Genomic DNA, 22,758 nt, shown 5'->3' with positions numbered 1-22,758 from the left:
AGGCGTAGAAATGGTAATGCCTGGTGACAACTTGAAATTCAAAGTTGAGCTAATTCACCCAATCGCGATGGACGAAGGTTTACGCTTCGCAATCCGTGAAGGTGGCCGTACTGTAGGTGCTGGCGTAGTAGCTAAAATCCTTTAATAGTCTAACTATTAACTGATTCAAGAAAGGTCACCTCGGTGGCCTTTTTTTATGGCGCCAGTTCCTATTGTACGGCCCCAAGCGGATACCTCCGTGACTATTTTGTCAGGAACAAAATAGAACATCGTCGCTTTTTGACGATGGCCCCGAAGGGGTATAGGGCAGGACGCCCGGAATCACGTGGCCGTATAAGCAAACGCTGGCGTAGTAGCTAAAATCCTATAAGTAACAAGCTTACTTATCCAAAGAAGGTCACTTAGGTGGCCTTTTTTTATGGGCGTAAAAAGTGTTTTAATAAGAGTTCGGACCAAAAAGGGAAAAATTGTGTTGAATAAACCTAATGCTAGCCCGTTTAAAATGCGCGGCGATAACATGACTCGTATCGAGACATTTGTAGCTGCAGCTTTTGCATTTGCGGTCACTATGCTAGTGATCTCGGTTGGAGCCGTACCAGAGACAATGCAAGACTTTGTGGATGCAACTAAACAAATTCCCGCTTTTTGTGCTAGTTGTGCATTAATTATGTGGATCTGGCATTCTCACGCTGTTTGGTGTCGGCGGATATGGGTTAGAAGATGGAATGACAATATTTTTGAGTTCAGGTTTAATTATACTAGTGTTGACTTATATCTATCCTCTAAGATTGATGATGCAAGCATTGTTTAGCAGTGTGAGTAATGGTTATTTTCCTATGGAATTGACAATCAATTTTGTGTGGGAGTTACGCTTCATGTTTGCTTTTTATGCAATTGGTTTTGTGCTTTTGTCGATTAATTTTGTAGCCCTATACCTTTATGCACAAAGAAAAGCGGAAGAGCTAGGGTTAGATGAAATGGAATGTTTTGATACTCAAACTGAAATCTATATTTGGTCTATTGGGACTGCGATAGGGGCGATTTCATTATTGCTTTCAGTAACCCTACCTGCTGATTTTATTGGCTTTTCTGGATATGTGTTATTTGCATTGTTTCCCCTGTTATATGGGCTGGGGTTCTATAGAACAACAGCAAGGGCGTCCATAGGTGCTAAAGTAGTATGACTATAAAATGTGGCTATTGCCCTTAATTAATTGGTAAACTCAACCTAGTGTAATTATTCAAGCCACATGATGAAACCACTCTACTTATTTTTATACATCTCGATATTATGTGTGTTTAAGGTCAAAGCCGCGGACTTATCTGTGGGATGGGAGTTGTGGTATCCCTATCAATATCATAATGAAAAACATCAACTTGTAGGATTAGATATTGATTCCTTTAACGCCATAATGGCCGAAGCAAAGTTAAGCTTTTCTGTTGCAGAAGTCCCTTGGAATACACATCTTAATTTCCTTAAGTCAGGAAAGATGGACGTTGCAATGGGGGCGTCTTGGTCAAACGAACGGGAAGACTATGCGTATTTTTCAAAACCCTACCGCAAAGAAACGGTAAGCCTTTTTGTTAGAAAAGGTAACGCTAAAAATATCCATCTTGAAACCTTGTCTGAGTTAGCAGGCAGTAAATACATGGTAGGAGTAGAAAGTGGTTATTACTACGGCGAAAGTTATGCGGCATTAATCAAAACAGAAGAGTTTAAAAACAACATTCATGAAGTGGTAGATTTAGAAGAAAACGTCAGGTTTTTGATGCAAGGCCATTTAGATGGTTTTTTAGTCGACCCAAACACTATGCAATCTTTTATAAAAAAATATCGCATGCAAGGTGAGTTCGAAGCCCATTCTTTACCGATTTACAGCGCTGATATTTTTATTATGTTGAGCAAAAAGTCATCTGATATCAGTACGTTGAATAAAATTAACCAAGCAATCACTATCTTAACCGAAAATGGCGAATTAAGCAGGATAAGTGATAGTTGGAAAACCTTACAGAGCGAAGATTGAAACGAGGTAGAGTGGTTTAACCCACCCTATGGGATTTTTATCGTTACCTATTTGGAAACTAATAAAGGTTTTCCTTGACCTAAGCTCCAGACAACCTCTTTAGCGTTACTGAAACAGTGGCGATTGGTGACAATAAACTTCACCAATCGCCGCGTATATCTAAAGTCCAGATTACGTACACCTAGCCAGTATTACGCATACCAACAGCTATACCTGCTATGGTTACCATCATAGCGCGCTCTAAAGTTGCGTCATGTTCGTTCTCATCTAGTTGCCTAATCCTTTTTAGAAGCTCTATTTGCAAATAGTGTAGAGGTTGCAAGTAACTGGCACGTATATTCATTGACGTCGTACCTTTGGGATCACTTTCCATCACTGTCTTTTGGCGAAGTAACTTCAACAATAAGTCGATGCTTTGCTGTAGCTCTGTTCTCAAAGCATCACCAAAATGTTGCAGTTCTTGAGGTACAAGACTTTCATCATATTCTTGGCTAATTTTTGGATCCGCTTTGCTAAATACCATGTCTAACATTGACAAACGTGAGTAGAAAAACGGCCAGTGAGACAACATATCCTGAATGATGTCCTCTTTGCCCTCATCTAGAGAGGTTTGCACTGCTTTCATCACACCTAACCAAGAAGGCAGTACCATACGAGTTTGCGCCCACGCAAAAATCCAAGGGATAGCTCGTAAACTCTCAATGCCCCCTGTAGGTTTACGTTTAGCGGGTCGACTACCTAAAGGTAATTTTCCTAACTCTTGCTCAGGGGTGGCCACACGGAAGTAAGGAACAAAATTTTCATCGTGTCTTACAATTTGGCGATAGTTGTCTCTGCCATCAGCGGCCATTTTTTTAATCGCTTCACGCCACTCTTGTTTCGGTGCCGGAGGAGGTAAAATCAGGGCTTCTAATATTGCACTGGCGTACAACGCTAAGCTGCGCTGGGCGAGTATAGGCATGCCAAATTTATAGCGAATTGTTTCACCTTGTTCAGTCACCCTAAATCCACCTGAGAGTGATCCCGGTGGTTGCGATAATATTGCTGCATGAGCTGGCAGTCCACCGCGGCCAATCGTACCTCCACGGCCATGGAATAACGTGAGTTCGACGTCATTGTCTTCAGCTAGTGCCACCAACGCTTCTTGAGACTCATATTGAGCCCAGCCCGCTGCCATGGCACCCGCATCTTTTGCAGAGTCAGAGTAGCCAATCATCACGTATTGGTGACCTTGAATATAGCCACGATACCAATCGATAGAAAACAGCTTTTTAGTCACGCTTGCCGCGGCGTTTAAATCGTCTAATGTTTCAAACAAAGGCGCTACTGGCATCGGCCACGTCACACCTAGTTCCTTGAGTAATAAAATCACACTTAATACATCTGACGGTAAACTCGCCATCGATATAATGTATATACCAAACCCGTCTTTACCATTTTCAGCGATGACTTTACAGGTATCTAGTACTTCTTTTACATCGTCACTGGCTTGCCAATTGGTAGGGAATAACGGGCGTTTTGAACCTAATTCTTTTAGTAAAAACGCTTGTTTATCATCTTCGCTCCATTGGCCGTAATCACCTATTCCTAAATATCGGGTCAGTTCTGAAAACACATCGGCATGTCTTTCTGAGTCTTGGCGTACGTCTAACTTAAGCAAATGCACTCCAAAACAATGCACTCTGCGAATCGTATCTTGCAGATGGCCTTGAGCAATAACGGACATACCACAAGCTTGTAGCGAGTGATAACATGTCATGAGCGGAGCAAGTAACTGATCTTTGTCATTGATCCAGTCGCTCATATCTACTGGCTGGTTTTTCAGCTTTTCGACTATGCCTTCTTGGGTCTTAACTAACTTATTTAAAAGGGGGCGAATAAGCGCTCGGTATGGCTCTAATACGTCGCCAACTTGTGCTCTAAGTGCATCGTCACAATCGCTCATAGATAATTCGGTTTGCAATATATCAAGATCTTGCGCGAATAATTTGGCCGCGCGTTTACGCGCTAACAACAACACTTGCTCTGTTACTTTTGACGTAACAAATGGATTGCCGTCTCTATCGCCACCCATCCATGAACCAAATTTAACCGGTGATACATCTAAGGGGATAGGGACACCAAACTTGTCCACAAAGCGTTTATCTAACTCGCGAATAAACTCTGGTACCGCTTCCCATAACGAGTTTTCAATGACCGAAAACCCCCAACGCGCTTCGTCTACTGGGGTAGGGCGAATGGTACGGATTTCTTCGGTATGCCATGCTTGGCTAATCAGTTCAGCAATTCGTGTTTCAATTTTATCCCGCTCAGAACCCTGCAAATTCGACGCGTGCACTTTACTTAGGCATTTTGCCAATTCGCTGTGCTTATGGATCAGTGTTCTACGAGTCACTTCTGTTGGATGGGCAGTTAGCACCAATTCAATATTTAAATGCTGTAGCGCTTTTTCAAAAGTATCGGCTTGAATATCTGCATTATCTAAATGACTAAATAGAGTATTAAGTGGATCAGTTTGATCGTTATTACTATTAAATTCTTGTTCAGCAATATTGGCCAAATTTAGAAATTGTGAAAAAGCTCGCCCTACCGTCAGTAACTCATCATTTTTTAGTTCGGAGAAAAGTTGCTTAACACGCTTAGTTGAATCTTCATCACCTTGGTGAGCTTTACGCCCATCCTTTCTGACTGCTTCAATTCGCTCTAACCATTGCTCGCCCAACTGGTCACGTATTGTGTCGCCTAACACTGCACCTAAATTGCGCACTGTTCCTGTTAACTGGGAATCCAAAACTTGTGACATCTACGTCTCCAAAACTGATTAAAATCTTTCAGTACGATACTTATATGTAAACTATTTGTCTAAGTAAATAGCGCAATTAATCATTCCAAAATATGCTTTTTGTGTCGTTTATCTATATACTGGCGCGCTTTTACAGCAATAGTGTCAAGATCTCTTGAAGACAAGAGACAAAGGCCAGTTAGGAGCCAAAGTGTCAGATAAATTTTCCAGCATACAAACACAAGCTAGTTACGGTATTGGTTTACAAATGGGTGAGCAACTACGCTCTAATCCTTTTGAAGGTTTAGACATTGCAGCCGTGCAAGAAGGTCTAGCCGATGCATTTAATAATCAACCTGCTCAGGTAGATAACGATACCTTACGTGTTGCCTTCAACGAGATTCACGAGATTATGCAAGCGGCTAAATCAGCTGAATTTGCTGAAGTGATCGCCGAAGGCGAAGCCTATTTAGCTGAAAATGCTAAACGTGACGAAGTGACGGTAACCGACAGTGGTCTTCAATATGAAGTCATTACTCAAGGTGACGGAGACACGCCTACTTTAACGTCAACTGTGCGTACTCATTACCACGGTACGCTTTTAGACGGTAGTGTATTTGACAGCTCTTACGATCGTGGTCAACCTGCTGAATTCCCAGTTAATGGTGTAATCAAAGGTTGGACTGAAGCTTTACAGTTTATGAAAGTAGGTACTAAATTGAAATTGCACGTACCCGCTGAGTTAGCTTATGGCGAGCAAGGTGCCGGTGGTGCAATTGCTCCTCATAGCACGTTAATCTTTGATGTTGAGTTGCTTGATATTATTGCTTAGTTAGCACTGTTATCTAAAAGGCCGGTTTTCCGGCCTTTTTAATTTGGATGAACGCTTTGAGTGAGTCAATTACGCATCCATGATGATCGGCACCCAAACTCTACTTCTCGATAACTGCTCCCGCGTTATTCTACCTTCCTGCATCCTGCATCCTGCATCCTGCAGGTCGCCTGTCGAGCTGTTCAACTGGGCGAAGCGGTGCTTCTAAAGAATCCAGTGTCAGCCTTTTTTATAACGTCTTTAAATACTCCATCAAAGCAAACTTTTCGTTTTCAGCAAGTTTAGGGCCTATTACCCCTCTTTTGCCAGAAGCTTTGTCATCGAACCAATGTCCAATATTTGTATTACCAGATTGGCGGGTATCGAGCATAAAATATCCGTCCGAATAATCTGGCGTCAACTTGTAGGACTCATCCTCGTAGCGTTCAGTAAACTTACCAACACGCGCACTTTGAACGATCCCTACCTTTTTTGCATCGAAGCCTTGATTACCAAGCTCAATAAACAGTGGTCGTTCGGTAGATAGTAAGTCATACAGATTTGCAACAGAACCGTTGTGTAAAAATGGCGCGGTGGCCCACACCCCGTTTAGTGGCCGCGCTTTATAGCCTTTTCCTACTTGCAGACAATTAGGGCGTTGACCTTCCATAGCGCTTTGAAAGTCAGGCGATACATAGTTTTGCTTGAACCACTGCTGATTAGCGCGCTGCACAAATACACCTAATGCTAGTCCAAAATTGGATGTTGCGCTGTCTTCTAGAGGTACATAGGTTAACCAACTTTCTCCAGAATCCGGTTGGTCAACCCAGGTACACACTTCACCATTTAGGTTTAGCCCCGTTGTATCAACGGTACGATTCTGGAGTACCATAGATTGAGCCGAATCGGTTCCGATGATACCAAGTTCAATGACATTCAAATTGATGTAAGCAGCATCCGTTTTGGCAAATGTACCATTTGATTCAAGGTAAGATATTTTTTGCCAATGGTCAGTTGTCCAAAACGCATCATTATCTATCGTAGGCAAATGACAACCTTGACAGAGTCGTCGATATAAATCTCTTCCTTCATTGGCCAATTGGGTATTAATCGCTGGAAATTCATCAGGCCATTTAGGTGCCAACAAACCATTAAATTGTTTACGTTGTAATGGGTGAGTTCCCCCTATCCATTGTTCCATCTTAACTATGTTCGAGTAATCGATAGACGAAGCAAACCGCTGTGCATCAGGGCCGCTAGTGTCAACATAGGATGCAACTCCCAACGCTTCTCCAGCATTTCTGATTAAGGGTTGCATTATTGAACCGTCATATTGTACCCAATCAAACCATGAAGTCGTCCATATGTGAGGGTAATTTACCGGCGCAGTGATTACTGAGTAGTTACTGCGCCGCATCATATCTTCATCAAATACTTGATTACCAATGCGATTCAGTGCGTCCAATCGTGAGAATCCCTCAGTGACGTTTATGGTGTCACTGTTTTTACCCAACAATGTCAAAGTTTTATCTAAATTTTCCTTCAAGGCATTACGAGTCAAAATATTATCATTGCTACCAAGCACTCTGCGGGCAAATCGGTCAAATCGTCCATCTAAAATACTGACCTTGCTCGATAGCAGGGTTTGCCCTAATGCCGCGCCTAACGAACGAGTAAACATTCCTAAATCAGTGGTCGCTGGAGCACCATCAACAATGTAGCGTCTGTCTTCATAGACCAACTGACCAGTATGGCATGCGGAACATGTAAACCCAGCAGCAGTCGCTTTACGGTCAATACCTTCAAAGTAAATGCTTTGAGTTTTGGCTATACCAATAGGCAAACCTTGCGGGTTTTCGAAAGATGGTTGTTGGGGGATAAATCCCAAACGCGGCATATATTCGGCCACGAATAAATCTTCTTTGCCAAAAAACAATAACCATGGGTTACTTTTAGGTGCTTCTAACGCCACTAACCAATTAAATGGCACTGGGATAGTAGCAGTACCTTGCGATGCATGATGAAACCATTCCGATGACTCGTTAGGCCACCCAGTTGCATTTAAATAGTTAACATCCAAGGGTTCGTATTGCGGTAGTTTTGGTGGTGTTAGTGCATATTTAATACTGTCAATTGATCCGGAAATTTTTATATAAAAGTAAACAATCACAAGGGCGACTAATAAAATTGAGCCGACTGACCATTTAAATTGTGCGATGCGGGGAAATAGCATAGGGTTGTCCTTGTAAAAATTAATTGTCTTTGATGCGCTATGTGATGTTTATCAATACAAGTACATTTTTCTTTTGTCAGATGAAAAACATCTTGAGGTTGCGCGCTCCACTTCCCTGACACTTCCAAGAGAATTTTTTCTACCTATACGTTATAGCACATGCTGTATGATTTTTGCGCAGCAAGTGCAACTTAATACTTGAACCTCAGTTTTTTAAATGCATGCGCTTCATTGACAGGCGTTCTCGTAAGGGGGTCGTTGCCAGTTGTTGATTCGAATCCTTTCGAGCCAGTCATTTTTGTTATGAAGTACTTCCCTGTATTTCACCCTGCGGGACGCCTGAAGTGCGTTCTAAATTTATCCATTAAATTTTTGGTGTACAGTTGAGAAAAAGTAACCAAAAAGAGGCGCTCGATACAATGCTCTTCATCCCAAAATTTTCTAATTTTTGCAGGGTTTAACTGGATTCTTTAGAAGCACGGCTTCGCCCAATTGAACAGCTCGACAAGGAAGTCGAGCTTGGGTGCCTATCATCAAGGAGGTGTAATTGACTAACTTGAAGTGAATACATCAATCGCTTGTTCATGGGATTGACCTACAAAAATGAGACAATTTAGAAAACCATCATTCGCGTCCTATTAATTTGCTTGAAGGACCCCCTTATGAATAGCATCAACCGTGATTTACCTATCTATATTCTGTCCTCCTTGACATCAGATAAGTGTGCGAGTACTGGAGAAGCGAAGCCCGTTAGTTTGGGGGCACTGGCGGTGGCTGAATAGGACGCTTTTAAGGTGCGTTCGATCTCATCTGTTTTTGGAGTATTGCCCATAGCCTTATAGGCAGCTCTTTTGTAATTGAGTGCGCTGATTTGCGGAAATTTTGCTGTGGAAATCGAGGCGATTTGGTCGGATAGGGTAATGACCTCATCATAGTTTGCAGCTGCCAAGTTAGCATGAGCTAGCAGCATTAACGAACCTGTTTTAGGTTTTGGTTGGCGTTGAATCACATCAGCCATCAAGTCTAATGCTTTTTGTGGCAAGCCCATTTTGATATAAGCTGTGGCAACGTGATGCTTCAAAAATAAAGCGTCTTCGATAGGTTGTTCTGGAAACAGTTTGTCGTAGGTTGCAGGAATTTCGTCATAACGTCCTAGTTTGTCTAACAGGTAACAACTCATTGTAAAACTCATCAGTTTTATTGAACGCTCTGATTGTTTGTCTGCTGCATGTTGTCTAGTGACATTCCACTCATCCAAACTGTTTAGAATGTTGCTAATTATCTGGGGATCGTTACTCTTAGCCAGCTTAGTCACTTGCAGCAACTCATCAACTAATTCGTTATGAACTTCATTTTTTCGATAAAGGCCGATTTTTGTTTGGATGTTAGGTTTGTTTTTTGAGCTCAATTCATTTTGAACTAGAGGTTGTGTTTGATTACTGATAGCGACGCCAACAAAGCTGGCCATGCTAATCCCTACCAAGAGAGTCAGTAGATGCTTAGTTTTCATTTTATTTTCCTTATTTAACTTTTCTAAACGTGTGATATTAAAGTTTGTGCGGTTTTTTATCGTAATAGCCGCAATGTATCTTGATGTTGTAGCAGTGCCATTGAGCAAAATTCTAGCTAAGTCAGTTGAATATTGATCTTGTAACTGCTGGCGACATTTTTCATCACAACTGAGTTCTAGTTGTTCGCGGGCGATATTAGCGAATAGGTGTACACATGGGTTCCACCATAAAACACGTTGTGAAAAAGTGATAATCCACATCCAAACCGGGTCATGTTGCAAAATATGGTTTAGTTCATGAGTCAAAATAGTTTGGGTGGTACTAGTGCCGAGAAAGCTTTTATCGAGCCAGATAGTTGGCTTAATTGGGCCAGTAGCCATACCAGGAGACACACCGTCTAGCATACGAATAGATATACTTTGATGTTTGAAATCATGCTCTTCCCACAAACTATTGTTTTCTTTTGAGTTGCGACGCCAGTATTTTAGTTTGGCGCAATAGTTGAGCATATCCTTCACAAAGTAGAGTAAGCCACCAGTAGACAAGAGTATAAAAAGTGTTTGGTAAGTTGATAATTCATAAAAGGCAGATTCAATTTTGTCTATCAAATTAAAAGTGCTTGGAGTGATTGAATCTACTGGACTGCTAACAGCAATAGAACGGTTATTTTCAAGCCAAATGAAAGAATTAAACACTTCGTCGGTTAGCGGACTGAATGATTCTGACATGATTGGGATGGTTGATACTAGATTCCAAGGCATAAACCAGCTGAACAATACCGCAATAGCAATATAGAACTGCAATCTAGCCGGCGAATCTTTTAATAACACTAGCAAACATAGGGCAATCAAACTAATTGAGATATTAGTGAAAAAGTAATCCACCATGATTATTCCCCTTTATTAGTTTTTCTGTTCGCGAGGAAGGTTTCTAAGTAGCTAATATCTTCTTCACTTAATTTGTCATCTTTAATTAAATGGGCCACTAATTGGCTACTGTTACCATGGAAGAATCGCCTTACAAACTCTGGCAATAATTTGGTGGATATCGCTTCTTTTTTAACTGCGGCTGCAAAAATAATGGAGCGCCCTTCGACAGAAGTTCGCTGGATTGCGCCTTTTTCTTCAAGACGATCAATAATGGTTTTAACCGTTGTATACGCCACATTTTTATCTTTTGTTATCCATTTATGAATGGTTGCTGCAGAACATGGACCTTCATCCCAAAAAAGCTGCATCACATCCAATTCAAAATCACTTAATTTCATAGGTCAATCTCCTGTAAACTACATTTGTAGTAGTTATGTGCCACAAATGTAGTTTATAGAAGGTCTGATTGTCAATGACATTATTAAAATAAATTCTGATAGTTGAGAGTGATGTTGCGCGCTAAGCTGCCTATTACAAAGACTCGCTCGTTAATATTAACCCGGAAAGGAGCCGTGTAATTGGTGGCTGGTTATCATTACAGGTTGGTATAAACAGCCCCAAGCGCCCAATGAGGCAGTGCTTCATGCTGCTCAAGTGAGTGGGTCTACAAGCTTTGAAGACAACATTAAGTTAAAACATAACCGAGATTTATTTGATTGTGTTGAATAACAATTCAACGTTTTTACTCGAATTCAAGGGCGATAACATAGTGCCGTTATATTTGAATGAGACGAGATATGTGAAACAAGAAGTTACCTCTTGGTGGTTATTGAACCGCTAACCACTTATTTAATTCTGGCAATAGCTGCTGAGCTAAGATCTTGTAACCTGCGGGAGTTGGGTGTAAAAAATCAAACATGATCTCAGCACTGATGTCACCATTAACATCCAAAAAAGCTTTACCAAAATCCACATAATGAACATTCTTCAATTCGGCTAAGGTCGCTATTTTTTTATTCGTACTCGTTACCAGTTGGCGATTTTCACTTTTGTGAGAGGCATTGAAAGGTAGTATCGCGTTTAGCAGAATCTGAGCATCTGGGTAATTAGTAATTATTTTTTGTACCACAGCTTGAACACCACTAAAAACTTCATCTGCGGTGTGTTTACTGTGAAAAAAGTTATTAACGCCTATCATTAACGTCACTACTTTAGGGTTCAGTGTCGTGCCTTGTAAATCATTAAGTCGCCATAGTATTTCGCTGGTTTGGTCACCTCCGATTGCCATGTTAAGTGTCTTGAAGTTACCGAAATATTTTTGAAATACAGCAGGACTATCGCCCCATTGCCATCCCTCGGTAATAGAATCTCCAACAAATAGTACGTCGATATTACCTGCATTTTTCGCTTTATCTTTAATACCTTGCTGTTTTTCTTGCCACTGAACTATCGACATCCATGAATGCTCTTGTTGTCTAGGGGCCGCTTCGGTAGCCGTTGACTCAGCGGCTGCATTAAAGGTAAAAAAGAACAGTAAACTCGCTAGTATCTGCTTATTTAGTGACATTAAATGGGGTAGCATAAATGAAGGGGCCTTTTAATGAGCCTTAACCAACCTATCGGCTAAGTACTTGTCTTATGTAGTATTTTAAGAGTATATCGAAGTTACTGCTGTTTCGCTTCATGAATAAATGAGATAGAAGTCATGTTAAACAGCTAAGTGAATGCTTACTCTTGTTTTTCTTCATCTCGCAAGGTCAGCACTTCAAAACCTGATGATGTGACTAGAATAGTGTGTTCCCATTGAGCGGATAACTTTCTGTCTTTGGTGATAACAGTCCAGCCATCTTTTTTTTGTTTGGTTTTATACGAGCCTTGATTGATCATCGGTTCAATCGTAAATATCATTCCTTGCTGTAAGGTCATGCCAGTGTTGGGTTTGCCAAAATGTAGTATTTGCGGATCTTCGTGCATTTCTTGTCCAATACCATGACCACAATAATCGCGCACTACACTGAAGTCATGTTTTTCAGCATAGGATTGGATGGCGTGACCAATATCGCCAATAGTAGCGCCTGGTTTTACAGTTTCGATACCTTTCCACATTGCGTTATAGGTCACATCAACCAGTTTCTTAGCAATGGGTAAAACATCACCTAACATGTACATTTTGCTGCTATCGGCAATGTACCCGTCTTTTTCTAGGGTGATATCTAAGTTAACAATGTCCCGCTCACGAAGCTTTTTGCGCACAGACGGTACACCGTGACATACCACTTCATTTATCGACGAGTTTAAAACATATTGATAGTCATACTGTCCTTTACTGGCGGGGCGCGACTTCAACTCGTTGACTATGTAATCCTCTACAAAATCATTGATTTCCATGGTGGAAACCCCAGCTTTAACAAAATCGTCTAGTACCTTAAACACGCTCGCCAGTAATCTACCTGCTTCACGCATGAGTGCAATTTCGTCTTCAGTTTTAATCAATACGTTACTCATTGACTAACCTAACTGAGGTTACGTTTTGAGTTTGCATTTCACGCTTGAGAATTTCTTCGTAAGTCATAGTGGGATTTTGCTCAGCGAGTCTGCCAATTTTTATCCAGAACTCAGCTTGTGAGTTGATGGAACGCTCCATTACCGTGCTGTTTTTACGTACGTCTTCATGAAGTGTATCTGAAATTTTTACTATACCCACAGAGAATCCAATGAGATATGTTTTGCTATATATTGTAGTGTAACGTATTTCCTTGTGTGGTGTAAATAAATGATTGAGCCAGTATGAATAAGCCTCTCGTAAAAAGGTACGGTTGTTGAAGTTACTATCCAGCAGTGGTGTACGGGGTTCCTAAGGTGATCTCATATATTGTGGTTTTAGTTCTCAAATTAACAATCTGTTAAAAGAAAGACTAAAGTAAGTCTGCTAGACTCCGCGCCTAATTTTTAAACATCGATCATTTATGAGGAATTCAAATGTTTGATTTGATCACCAATAAAGACAGCAACGTTAAAAACGACGTGTTGTCCGGGATCACTGTAGCTTTAGCACTTGTTCCAGAAGCGGTAGCTTTTGCCTTCGTAGCAGGGGTTGAACCTATGGTGGGTTTATATGCTGCATTTATGATGGGCTTGATTACTTCAGCAGTAGGTGGCAGGCCAGGAATGATTTCTGGTGCAACTGGTGCAATGGCCGTGGTAATGGTGGCACTCGTTGCACAGCATGGCATCCAATACTTATTTGCGGCAGTCATCCTAGCGGGGTTATTGCAACTGATGTTCGGTATATTTAAGCTGGGTAAGTTTATTAGGTTAGTGCCCTATCCAGTTATGTTGGGCTTTGTAAACGGCCTTGCAATAGTGATTTTTCTAGCGCAATTAGGGCAATTCAAAGTGTTAGATAGTTTAGGAAATCAAGTTTGGATGCAGGGAGCCGCACTGTATTGGATGTTAGGACTCGTTGCCTTAACAATGGCAATAATCTTCTTCTTACCCAAGTTAACTACCGCTGTTCCTGCGTCGTTAGTGGCAATTGTAGGTGTGACAGCGCTAGTTCATGGCCTAGATTTAGAAGCGAGAACCGTTATCGATTTTGTCCGTGACATGTTGCCTGCAGACCAAAAAGAAACGGCCACTTTAGCCGGTGAGTTACCTAGTTTTTCAATTCCAATGGTGCCTTTTAATTTAGAAACCTTGTATATCATTTTGCCTACGTCGGTTATCTTGGCGTTAGTGGGATTGATTGAATCATTATTAACCTTATCGCTGATAGATGAAATGACGGATACCCGTGGACATGGCAACAGAGAATGCTTAGGTCAAGGTTTCGCCAATACCGTAAACGGATTTTTCGGTGGCATGGGCGGTTGTGCCATGATAGGTCAAAGCATGATCAATATTAACTCTGGTGGGCGAGGCCGACTATCGGGGATCACAGCAGCTTTAGTTTTACTTGGCTTTATTTTGTTCGCTGCACCTTTGATAGAAATGATCCCCTTAGCCGCTTTAGTTGGTGTGATGTTTATTGTGGTGATTGGAACATTTGAATGGGCATCATTCAGAATTATTCGTGGTATTAACAAAGAAGATGCCTTCGTGCTGTTTTTAGTAACGGCTGTTACTGTTATATCCGACCTCGCCGTGGCTGTAGTCGTAGGTGTGATAGTTTCGGCTTTGGTTTTTGCATGGAAACATGCTACCCACATCAGTGCTCGTACTCATACCGACGAAGACGGATGGAAAGTGTATGAACTTGATGGTCCGTTATTTTTTGGGTCAGTTTTACATTTTAAAGACTTGTTTGATCCACAAAACGACCCTCAAGATGTGGTGATTGATTTCAACGAATCGCGAGTTTGGGATTCGTCAGGAATTGACGCTATAGATGGCTTGGCTGACAAGTATAAAATTCAAGGTAAAAAATTACATATCAGGCACATTAGCCCCGAATGCCGTGAGTTAATGACTAAGGCTCAAGGATATGTAGAAATGAATCTAAATGAAGATCCTCGATATCATATCGCCACTGACAAATTAGACTAAACTCTAATTTATTAAGCCCAGTTTTTACTGGGCTTTTTTTTGTTACAAGAGAAATCCCAAAACGCCTGACTCGCAAAATAAACATATTGATTAAGTCACATATGAAATATCAACAAACCCTATGGGAAATAATTTACATTAGTATTGTATTGGGTACTATATTCTCAATTCGACGCGGGTGGTATTAAATGAATCAAAGGAATAATTGATGTACAACTGCAACATTGCGGTAATTGACGACGACACTATCACTCTTGAATTAGTACAAATTATTCTTGAAGAAGTCACATCAGGTGAAATCGTGGTTTTTTCTGATAGCAAACACGCGTTAGAATATGTACAAAGTGATAAAATGGATGATATTTCCCTAGTGATGTGTGACTGGTTAATGCCTGATGTGAGTGGTTTAGATATACTAGCTGCACTGCGCAAATCTCGACCTAGTTGCCCATTTTTAATGATAACAGCCAATGCAACTAAACAGCTGGTGGTTGATGCCATGCGCTTAGGCGTGAACGACTTTGTAGTTAAACCTTTTCATACTAACGAACTAATCAACAAAGTTGAGCAACTTATCCGTGATACAGAAGGGGTGTAAAGTCGCTCTCGTTATTTTTTAAACCTTTTCAATTGAAGTGATGATACCCATGCAGTTTGACAAAATTATCGATAGAACTCCTAGTTACGCCCTTAAATGGGCTAAATACAAAGACCGTGACATCTTGCCAATGTGGATTGCTGATACCGAATTTAGATGCGCTGAACCTATTTTGGATGCGCTTAAAGCACGCACTGAACACGGGTTAATGGGGTATACCTTGCCAGCAGATCATGTGGGCGCTAACCAAGCTGTAGTGGATTGGTTAGCGCGGCAGTATAATTGGCATATATCAGCTGATAGCATCGTTTGGACTCCCGGTGTGGTGCCCGCATTTAACGTTGCCTGTAAGGCATTATGCCAACCTGGTGATAAGGTCCTGATACAAACTCCTAATTACCCACCGCTTATTGCCGCACCTAAGTTAAATAATTTAGTCAAGGTAGATATTAGAACAGTAGAAGTTGATGGGCGCTGGGCAATTGACCTAGATGAGTTAGAAAAACAAGCCGCTGATCCTAAGTGTAAATTGTTTATTATTTGCAACCCAATGAATCCAGTCGGTTCGGTCCTAACAGAACAAGAACTACAACGTATCGCCGATATTTGTTTAAATAATAATGTGATGTTGTGCTCTGATGAAATTCACTGCGACATTATTTTAGATGAAAATGCTAAGCACATTCCAGCTGGAAAGTTACCGGACTTTAAAGGCCAAGCGATTACATTGATGGCGGCAAGCAAAACCTTTAATGTTGCTGGTTTAGGTACTTCTTTTGCGATCATTGAAGATCCAGCAACAAGACAAAAATTTAATAGCGCAGCTAAGGGATTAGTGCCTTGGGTGACGGTTTTAGGACTGACTGCTACTCAAGCCGCGTTTACCGAGTGTGATGATTGGCATCAAGAATTGTTAGGTTATTTACGTGGAAATCGAGACTATCTAGTGGCTGAAATCGCAAAAATCAATGGCCTAAAATTACTCGCACCTCAAGCTACTTTTTTAGCTTGGATAGATGCCAGTGGATTGGGTGTTGAAAATCCTCAAAAACATTTTGAGGAGTTGGGTGTGGGCCCTTCTCCTGGAGTAGATTTTGGGGATAAGAACTTTATAAGGATAAATTTTGGCTGCCCCCGCTCGCAATTAGAGCAAGCGGTGGCTCGTATTAAAGCGGGTTGTTAAAACCTAACTTTTGTACCAATGACAAACGAACGAGCTGGCAAAGGGGCTGTGTCTTTGAGAAAAGAGCTATGCACTTTGGCGAGTTCGTTGGTGAGGTTATTGGCTTTCGCGAATAAGGTTATATCTGCATTGCTCAAACTAAGATAATAATTGAACGCCGCCGAAACTATCGTATAGCCGTCTGACTGGGTTTCAAAATCCGCTATTTTATCTTGTTTAGAATATCGAATGGCACCTAACTCTGCATGCCAATTTCCTTTCTCCCAATGCAACTCAGCGCCAAATCTCATTGCCGGGATCCGCGGTAAGTTTGTATTTTCATCGTCACTGTGGCTCAATTTAGCGCGAGTGTAATCCGTAAAGGCGTTGACCCTTAAATTGTTATTTAAGTGCCAGTCTATATCAGCTTCAAAACCATAGAGTTCGGCGTCTTGTTGGCTAAATATGTAAACAGGTGAACCTTCATCTTCATGTTCCTCTTCTTCATGATCGTCGTCGTGTTCTTCTTCCTCAAGCCCTTCTTCATGGTCGTGAAACTCTAGACCGGTATTTTGTTGAAATAAATAGTCATCTACTTGGTTATAAAAAATACTGACATTTGCGTGCAAGGTATCTGTTTGAATTCTATAGGTAATATCTATGTTGTTGGATACTTCCTTTTCCACATCAAGGCTCGACTGTACAACCGAAAACTCCACATCATCGGGATCAGTGTCGTCTACAAGCAACTCAAATCCTGCTCCTACTTCGTATGTTGAAGTACTAATGTGTATACCATTTGAAAAAATTTCTGATGATGACGGAGCACGTTCCGAACGCGCATAATTTAGCGCCAATGATTGATCGTTACCTAATTGATAAACAAACCCAGCTGATACGCTACTAGCGGTATAGGTCAACTTGCTGAAGTTTGCATCTACTTCGCTAGTGGTAAAAAAGTCATTGTCAGGTTTGTGGGATACCCGCTCAACCCTTGCACCTAATTGCCATAAAAAGTCGCCAGATTCTTTTTCTTCTAGCACAAAGATAGCGCTACTACTTGTATTGGTTGAAGGTGTAAATGCTTCTTCACCTTCAGCAGAAAAGTCGGAGTCGTTGTAATGTAATCCAATCACACCTTGCCAACCGTTTATTTTAGCGTGTTTACCCCACAATCGAGATTCGAATGAATCATTAGTAAATGTCGTACCCACTTCACCATCTTCTATTTCGCTGTGCTGGTAGTCTGTATAGGCGTTGTGCCAATGGACTTCACTCAACCAGCCTGATAGGTTTTTCCAGTTGACGACAGATTGAAATCTGTCTTGTTTCATTTTTGCGAATACCACTTCTTCTTCATGGCTTTCTTCATCGTGATCTTCGCCTTCATGCTCTTCTTCATCGTCTTCATGTTCGTCTTCATGTTCGTGCTCATGTCCAGGAATACCATAATCAGTATCCAGTTGCCCAAACGAGAATGACGCTGAAACATCGTCTCCTATCCATCCAGCTCCGATTGAAAATCCTTGAGAGTCGATAAAAGAATTTTCTAAGCTATCAACAAGGTCACCGTCTTCGAGTTCAAATTCAGGTATATCATAGTCGTCAGTTTTACGAGTGTAGGCATCAAAATGCCATGCAAGGTTGTCCTGCCCACCATTTAGGTCTGTGGATACAGTGCGTTCGTTGGACACAGAATCGTACAACGCACTCGCTTTTCCCGATAAACCATCTTGCCGGGTATCAGGTAAACGATTGTCTACGACATTCACCACGCCACCTATTGCTCCGCTACCATACAATAAGGTCGCGGGGCCTCGAAGTACTTCAATTTGTGTCGCTGTAGAGGTCTCATTGGTGGTGATATGGTCTGGGCCGACTCGTGATGCATCCGAGCTATCCATACCATTTTGTACTACTTTCACCCTTGGACCATCTAACCCTCTGATGATAGGACTACTCGATACTGGTCCAAAATAAGTACTGTTTACACCGGGCACAGATTTTAGGGTTTCACCTAAAGTTGCAGATTGATTTTTTTCTAATCGTTCGCCACTTAAAATAGATACAGGTGTGCTCGACTCTAATACTGAACGCAACAGAGGCGTAGATGTAATCAGTAACGTCTCCACCTCGTTTTCATCTTTTTGAGTGGGTTTATCAGCGGAAAAAACATCCTGGCTAGACAGGCAAGCTAAAACAACAAAGCATATTTTTGAAAGCGGGTAATGCATCATGGGTTCTCTAAGAGGGTGTTAAAAGCGATGTTATAATATAACAATAAGTATTTATTGCAATAGGGTTTTTATCCGTTGTTGGGGTTGTTAGCCGCTTCGGTATTGTACTTACACTAGGCATATGCTTAAGTTTACCCATTGTTAATCAAATTATTGGGATCTATGTCGACTTTTGAACCACCTGAGTATGGTGTTTTGCGCGACCTTTGTGACTCAACAGCTCTTCGAGATGTAGTGCATCCTTACCCATTTATTCAAGGTTTAATTTTTGCTGTGGCCGCTGCGCCTGAAATTCCCATGCCAGAGCTGTGGTTGCCATGGGCGATTAAAACCAGCAATCAACTTACTAGTGTCGAACAAGCTGATAATCTCACCGATGTTTTAATGAAGGTGTTACAGCAGCAATTGAAACAAATGAGCGCCGAAAAAATTCAGTTACCCCAAGGGATGACATTTACTCAGAAAGGGCCAGAGAAGAGTGCAGTCGCACAGTGGTGCCAAGGGGTATTGTTTGGGCACACTCAACTCGAGCCTGTTTGGCAAGCGGCTTGGAATAAAATGAAAGTGAGTGAAGAAGCACAAATGCAGCAACTTCAAAAAGACTTACGGCATTGTTTATATATGTTTACTACCTTTGCTGATATTCCGTTAGCGGTGAAACAAGCTGAAAGTAGGGGTAACGATCAGTTACTTAATATTTTGCCTAAGATATTTTTGTCTTTTCCGCAGACCTTAAAAACTTATGTTGCGCTTTCGGGTCGCTTGGTGGACTTTCTACCTAATCAGTTCGAGACGTTTGAACAGAAATAATGGAAAAAGCGTGATAGTGACGCTTGAGTGACGTTTGTTTGTAGATTCTGATTAGTTTTTATTTTCACTTTGTTAATCTGTATACTGCTGTTAAAAATCAACTCCTTTAATTTTAAGTTGTTGATTTAAAATAAAAAATATATAAAACCATTTGGGAATTAATTATGAAAATTATGACAAGGAGCAACAATGTTGCACTACTTACCTTGTGCTTGGTTATTCTGTCTGCTTGTACAGTTGATAATAAAATGAATACCGCTAAGCCTATTAAGAACGGCGTAAAATTAACTAATGAAGCCATATACGGTAATTGGGAATACAACGCTAAGAGACCAGGAACTGTGCGCTGGTTAGATGAAGGCGCTAATTTTAGTGCCTTAGAAACCGCACCTGGCTATGAAGATGCTAAGCTCGAAAAAGATCAATACGGTGACGATATCAAAGTGTATGAAGAAATCGTTAAATACGATCCTGCTACGTTAGAGCGCACTGTATTACTGCCCCTAAAACAACTTATTCCAACAGGTTCAGACAAAGCGTTAGCCGTAGACGATTACCGGTGGTCTAAAGATAAATCGAAAGTATTAATTTATACCAATGCCAAATATGTTTGGCGCAGAAAAGACCGTGGCGATTATTGGGTTCGTGATCTTAAAACAAACGAATTATGGCAGTTAGGTGGCGAACAATCAGCGCCTGCTGAAATGATGTTTGGTAAATTTTCACCTGACGGTTTGAAGTTTGCTTATGTATGGAAAAACAATATCTATGCCCAAGACCTTAAAACCCGAGAAATAACGGCATTAACCAACGATGCGTCAGATACTGTCATCAATGGGTTATTCGATTGGGCTTATGAAGAAGAGTTCTCCATTCGCGATGGCTTCCGCTGGAGTCCAGATAGTCAGCGTATCGCCTATTGGCAAATGGATACTCATGCAGCTAAAGATTTTTTGATCATCAATAACACCGACACGCTTTACCCTGAAGTGACTGCTATTCCTTATCCCAAAGTAGGTGAAGAAAATGCAGCTGCGCGAATTGGTGTTGTTAGCCTAGATACGCCTAAAACACAGTGGGTAGAACTACCAGGTATTGCCAAAGACATGTACGTACCACGTATGGACTGGGCTAATAATAGTGAGCAGTTATTGATTCAGCAATTTAATCGTAAACAGGATACCAATACCTTGTTTTACGCAGATGCTGACAGCGGCAAGGCTGAACCCTTTTTAACTGAAAAAGAAGACACCTTTATTGAGTTAATGATTGAGCCTAAATGGCTTAAAAACTCAGATGACTTTATTTGGCAGAGTGAAAGAGACGGCTGGAAACATATTTATCTTGTATCTCGTGATGGTAAAAAATATCAAGATCTGACCCCTGGCGAGTTTGATGTTACTGAACTGGTTTCAGTTGATGAGAAAAACGGTTGGTTATATTTTATCGCCTCTCCCGACAATGTATCGCAACGCTACTTGCAGCGCACTCGTTTAGACGGCAGCGGTAAAATGGAGCAGGTTACGCCAAATCAATTTAGCGGTAGTAATTCTTATAAAATTTCTGCGGATTCAAGCTGGGCTATCCATACTCATTCTTCGTTTTTGTCGCCACCGGTTTATAGCTTAATTTCACTGCCTGATCACAAAGCGCATCATGTACTTGAGGATAACGCAGCGCTTGTTGCAAAACTCGCTGAATTAAACATAGGTGACGTTGAATTTTATAGCGTAAAAGCCCAAGACGGCTTACGTTTAGATGGGTACATGTTGCGCCCTACTGGATTAGATAAAAGTAAGAAGTATCCATTAATCCATTATGTATATGGTGAGCCAGCTGGGCAAACTGTGCGCGATGCTTGGCAAGGTAATCGCGGTATGTGGGGCATCATGATGGCACAACGCGGGTTTGTTATTTCTTCCATTGATAATCGAGGTACCGCGGCACCTAGAGGTCATGATTGGAGACGCTCTATTTACGCTGGCGACGGTAGCTTAGAAACGCAAGATCAAGCAGATGCTATCAGCGCCATGTGCGCCCGTTGGAGTTATATAGACTGTGATCGTGTCGGAGTTTGGGGGCATTCTGGTGGTGGATCTTTAACCCTCAACTTACTGTTTAGGCACCCAGATGTGTTTAAAGTGGGTGTGTCACAGGCTCCAGTACCTGATAAAAGATTATATGACTCTATTTATCAAGAACGTTATTCAGGTATATTAGCTGACAATATAGATAATTATGCTCAGGTTTCGGCTATTACGCACGCCGCTAAACTAGAAGGAAAATTACTGCTTGTTCATGGCACAGGTGACGACAACGTGCATTACCAAGGCAGTGAGCGATTAATCAATGAGTTAGTCAAACACAATAAACAATTTGATTTGATGTCTTACCCTAATAGACGTCATGGCATTGTTGAAGGTAAAGGCACATCATTGCATTTAAGTACCATGCGAGCCAATTATTTTATTAATCATTTGTAAAGCAACTCATTGAGCTGCGCCCTTAATAGTAGTGCAGCTAAGAGCATCGAGCTGCTAGCTTAAAGAAAAAAATAAAAAAAACGGCATCATTTTTAAAAAATGATGCCGTTTTTGTTTAATAAGGCAATTCACCTAAAACAACCTTTGCGTAGCTCGTAGCGACCAACTACAAAGATAAGAGTAAAAGAATTTTAACCACAGAGGAAAAAGAGGGCACAGAGGTATAGAAAATTAAATATTTCTTTTATCTGTGTAAGCGAAGCTTTCCTTTTCCTCTGTGGTGAATAGCTTTCGTCTTTCAGCTCGTCGTTATTTCTTCGCTTTGGTCTTTAACTCAAAATCAAACTCTTGTGCAGAAATCACTAACCCTTCTTCATTTTCGCTAGGGAACACGGCAATGGCGACGTCGTCGTCTTCTAAGCCGTGGGTCCAGCGACTATGCCAGGTTTTTAAATCAATCGCCTTAGGTTCACATTCAGACCACTCACCCGTAGCCCAAGCTTGGGCAAAGGCTTCACTTGGCCACACTGGGGTGCAGTCTTCATCTTCTGTATTGAGCATCACGCAGCCGTCTTGGTCTGTGAGTATCCATACTTGTTTGTTTGAAACACATTCCTTTACTAAGTAACTGAGGCGTTGTTCAGGCGTAAAATGCGTAATATTGTCTTGGGGGTCTGACATGAATGCTCCAAA

18 protein-coding genes and 1 pseudogene are annotated in these 22,758 nt (G+C 41.3%); 10 read left to right on the top strand and 9 right to left on the bottom strand.

Going from position 1 to position 22,758, the window contains the following annotated elements:
• From tuf to ABJK37_RS23335, 4 genes and pseudogenes are all read left to right on the top strand, one after another.
• Positions 1-145, top strand: a pseudogene (tuf, locus tag ABJK37_RS23350) (elongation factor Tu); the annotation flags it as partial.
• A gap of 324 nt (positions 146-469) precedes the next feature.
• The gene (locus ABJK37_RS23345) at positions 470-811 is read left to right on the top strand and encodes a TMEM175 family protein (RefSeq protein ID WP_348358821.1); all 342 of its coding nucleotides are present in this window, start codon (positions 470-472) and stop codon (positions 809-811) included.
• Positions 795-1,184, top strand: coding sequence for a hypothetical protein (locus ABJK37_RS23340; protein ID WP_348358819.1), 390 nt, complete (start codon positions 795-797; stop codon positions 1,182-1,184). Before ABJK37_RS23345 ends, ABJK37_RS23340 begins: the two co-directional genes overlap by 17 nt.
• A 111-nt stretch (positions 1,185-1,295) precedes the next feature.
• Complete coding sequence (locus ABJK37_RS23335; RefSeq protein WP_348358817.1) at positions 1,296-2,024, top strand: transporter substrate-binding domain-containing protein; 729 nt, start codon at positions 1,296-1,298, stop codon at positions 2,022-2,024.
• A 181-nt stretch (positions 2,025-2,205) separates the two neighbouring features.
• On the opposite strand, the gene ppc is transcribed toward ABJK37_RS23335, so the two are convergent.
• Positions 2,206-4,827, bottom strand: a complete 2,622-nt coding sequence (gene ppc / locus ABJK37_RS23330) for a phosphoenolpyruvate carboxylase (RefSeq protein WP_348358816.1) — start codon at positions 4,825-4,827, stop codon at positions 2,206-2,208.
• A gap of 190 nt (positions 4,828-5,017) precedes the next feature.
• On the opposite strand from ppc, the gene ABJK37_RS23325 reads away from it, so the two are divergent.
• Positions 5,018-5,638, top strand: a complete 621-nt coding sequence (locus tag ABJK37_RS23325; protein WP_348358814.1) for an FKBP-type peptidyl-prolyl cis-trans isomerase — start codon at positions 5,018-5,020, stop codon at positions 5,636-5,638.
• Positions 5,639-5,867: 229 nt separating this feature from the next.
• Here the strand turns inward: ABJK37_RS23325 and ABJK37_RS23320 are convergent, their stop codons facing one another.
• The 6 genes from ABJK37_RS23320 to ABJK37_RS23295 all read right to left on the bottom strand — a co-directional run bounded on the left by ABJK37_RS23320 (position 5,868) and on the right by ABJK37_RS23295 (position 12,934).
• Positions 5,868-7,850, bottom strand: coding sequence for a di-heme-cytochrome C peroxidase (locus ABJK37_RS23320; protein ID WP_348358812.1), 1,983 nt, complete (start codon positions 7,848-7,850; stop codon positions 5,868-5,870).
• Positions 7,851-8,541: 691 nt separating this feature from the next.
• Positions 8,542-10,248: a M56 family metallopeptidase gene (locus ABJK37_RS23315; RefSeq protein WP_348358810.1), complete on the bottom strand. Its 1,707-nt coding sequence runs from the start codon at positions 10,246-10,248 to the stop codon at positions 8,542-8,544.
• A gap of 2 nt (positions 10,249-10,250) precedes the next feature.
• A complete protein-coding gene (locus ABJK37_RS23310; protein ID WP_348358808.1) occupies positions 10,251-10,628 on the bottom strand; it encodes a BlaI/MecI/CopY family transcriptional regulator in 378 nt (125 codons plus the stop codon).
• A gap of 428 nt (positions 10,629-11,056) precedes the next feature.
• Complete coding sequence (locus ABJK37_RS23305) at positions 11,057-11,812, bottom strand: GDSL-type esterase/lipase family protein (RefSeq protein WP_348358806.1); 756 nt, start codon at positions 11,810-11,812, stop codon at positions 11,057-11,059.
• Between the two features lie 146 nt (positions 11,813-11,958).
• Positions 11,959-12,735 carry a type I methionyl aminopeptidase gene (gene map, locus ABJK37_RS23300; protein ID WP_348358804.1) on the bottom strand — a complete coding sequence of 259 codons (777 nt, stop codon included), beginning with the start codon at positions 12,733-12,735 and terminating at the stop codon, positions 11,959-11,961.
• Positions 12,728-12,934 carry a ParD-like family protein gene (locus tag ABJK37_RS23295; protein ID WP_348358802.1) on the bottom strand — a complete coding sequence of 69 codons (207 nt, stop codon included), beginning with the start codon at positions 12,932-12,934 and terminating at the stop codon, positions 12,728-12,730. The genes map and ABJK37_RS23295 overlap by 8 nt, the downstream gene beginning before the upstream one ends.
• A 275-nt stretch (positions 12,935-13,209) precedes the next feature.
• Here ABJK37_RS23295 and ABJK37_RS23290 point away from each other — a divergent pair, with 275 nt between their 5' ends.
• The 3 genes from ABJK37_RS23290 (at position 13,210) to ABJK37_RS23280 (ending at position 16,556) form a co-directional block, all read left to right on the top strand.
• Entirely contained in the window at positions 13,210-14,775 is a 1,566-nt protein-coding gene (locus tag ABJK37_RS23290) for a SulP family inorganic anion transporter (protein WP_348358800.1), read from the top strand.
• 208 nt (positions 14,776-14,983) lie between these two features.
• Positions 14,984-15,373 (top strand): response regulator, encoded by a 390-nt coding sequence (locus ABJK37_RS23285; RefSeq protein ID WP_348358799.1) that lies wholly within the window; start codon positions 14,984-14,986, stop codon positions 15,371-15,373.
• A 49-nt stretch (positions 15,374-15,422) separates the two neighbouring features.
• Positions 15,423-16,556: a PatB family C-S lyase gene (locus ABJK37_RS23280; protein WP_348358797.1), complete on the top strand. Its 1,134-nt coding sequence runs from the start codon at positions 15,423-15,425 to the stop codon at positions 16,554-16,556.
• On the opposite strand, the gene ABJK37_RS23275 is transcribed toward ABJK37_RS23280, so the two are convergent.
• Positions 16,553-18,769, bottom strand: coding sequence for a TonB-dependent receptor (locus ABJK37_RS23275; protein ID WP_348358831.1), 2,217 nt, complete (start codon positions 18,767-18,769; stop codon positions 16,553-16,555). The genes ABJK37_RS23280 and ABJK37_RS23275 overlap by 4 nt on opposite strands.
• Positions 18,770-18,934: 165 nt before the next feature.
• Between ABJK37_RS23275 and ABJK37_RS23270 the strand changes: the two genes are divergently transcribed.
• Both ABJK37_RS23270 and ABJK37_RS23265 read left to right on the top strand, forming a co-directional pair.
• Positions 18,935-19,582, top strand: a complete 648-nt coding sequence (locus tag ABJK37_RS23270; protein ID WP_348358795.1) for a UPF0149 family protein — start codon at positions 18,935-18,937, stop codon at positions 19,580-19,582.
• 164 nt (positions 19,583-19,746) lie between these two features.
• Positions 19,747-22,065, top strand: coding sequence for a DPP IV N-terminal domain-containing protein (locus ABJK37_RS23265; protein ID WP_348358793.1), 2,319 nt, complete (start codon positions 19,747-19,749; stop codon positions 22,063-22,065).
• 309 nt (positions 22,066-22,374) lie between these two features.
• Here ABJK37_RS23265 and ABJK37_RS23260 read toward each other — a convergent pair whose 3' ends face one another.
• Positions 22,375-22,746 (bottom strand): DUF2750 domain-containing protein, encoded by a 372-nt coding sequence (locus ABJK37_RS23260; protein ID WP_348358791.1) that lies wholly within the window; start codon positions 22,744-22,746, stop codon positions 22,375-22,377.
• Positions 22,747-22,758: the final 12 nt, after the last annotated feature.

The organism is Paraglaciecola sp. (assembly GCF_039964565.1).
Classification (GTDB): domain Bacteria; phylum Pseudomonadota; class Gammaproteobacteria; order Enterobacterales; family Alteromonadaceae; genus Paraglaciecola.
This window is presented reverse-complemented; position numbering and strand designations above follow the sequence as displayed.

Excerpts from the sequence above, each read along its gene's own strand:
- map (WP_348358804.1), bottom strand. The coding sequence starts at position 12,735 with ATGAGTAACGTATTGATTAAAACTGAAGACGAAATTGCACTCATGCGT.
- ppc (WP_348358816.1), bottom strand. The coding sequence starts at position 4,827 with ATGTCACAAGTTTTGGATTCCCAGTTAACAGGAACAGTGCGCAATTTA.
- ABJK37_RS23285 (WP_348358799.1), top strand. The coding sequence starts at position 14,984 with ATGTACAACTGCAACATTGCGGTAATTGACGACGACACTATCACTCTT.
- ABJK37_RS23265 (WP_348358793.1), top strand. The coding sequence starts at position 19,747 with ATGAAAATTATGACAAGGAGCAACAATGTTGCACTACTTACCTTGTGC.
- ABJK37_RS23280 (WP_348358797.1), top strand. The coding sequence starts at position 15,423 with ATGCAGTTTGACAAAATTATCGATAGAACTCCTAGTTACGCCCTTAAA.
- ABJK37_RS23305 (WP_348358806.1), bottom strand. The coding sequence starts at position 11,812 with ATGCTACCCCATTTAATGTCACTAAATAAGCAGATACTAGCGAGTTTA.
- ABJK37_RS23310 (WP_348358808.1), bottom strand. The coding sequence starts at position 10,628 with ATGAAATTAAGTGATTTTGAATTGGATGTGATGCAGCTTTTTTGGGAT.
- ABJK37_RS23290 (WP_348358800.1), top strand. The coding sequence starts at position 13,210 with ATGTTTGATTTGATCACCAATAAAGACAGCAACGTTAAAAACGACGTG.
- ABJK37_RS23275 (WP_348358831.1), bottom strand. The coding sequence starts at position 18,769 with ATGCATTACCCGCTTTCAAAAATATGCTTTGTTGTTTTAGCTTGCCTG.
- ABJK37_RS23320 (WP_348358812.1), bottom strand. The coding sequence starts at position 7,850 with ATGCTATTTCCCCGCATCGCACAATTTAAATGGTCAGTCGGCTCAATT.
- ABJK37_RS23270 (WP_348358795.1), top strand. The coding sequence starts at position 18,935 with ATGTCGACTTTTGAACCACCTGAGTATGGTGTTTTGCGCGACCTTTGT.
- ABJK37_RS23340 (WP_348358819.1), top strand. The coding sequence starts at position 795 with ATGCAAGCATTGTTTAGCAGTGTGAGTAATGGTTATTTTCCTATGGAA.
- ABJK37_RS23315 (WP_348358810.1), bottom strand. The coding sequence starts at position 10,248 with ATGGTGGATTACTTTTTCACTAATATCTCAATTAGTTTGATTGCCCTA.
- ABJK37_RS23260 (WP_348358791.1), bottom strand. The coding sequence starts at position 22,746 with ATGTCAGACCCCCAAGACAATATTACGCATTTTACGCCTGAACAACGC.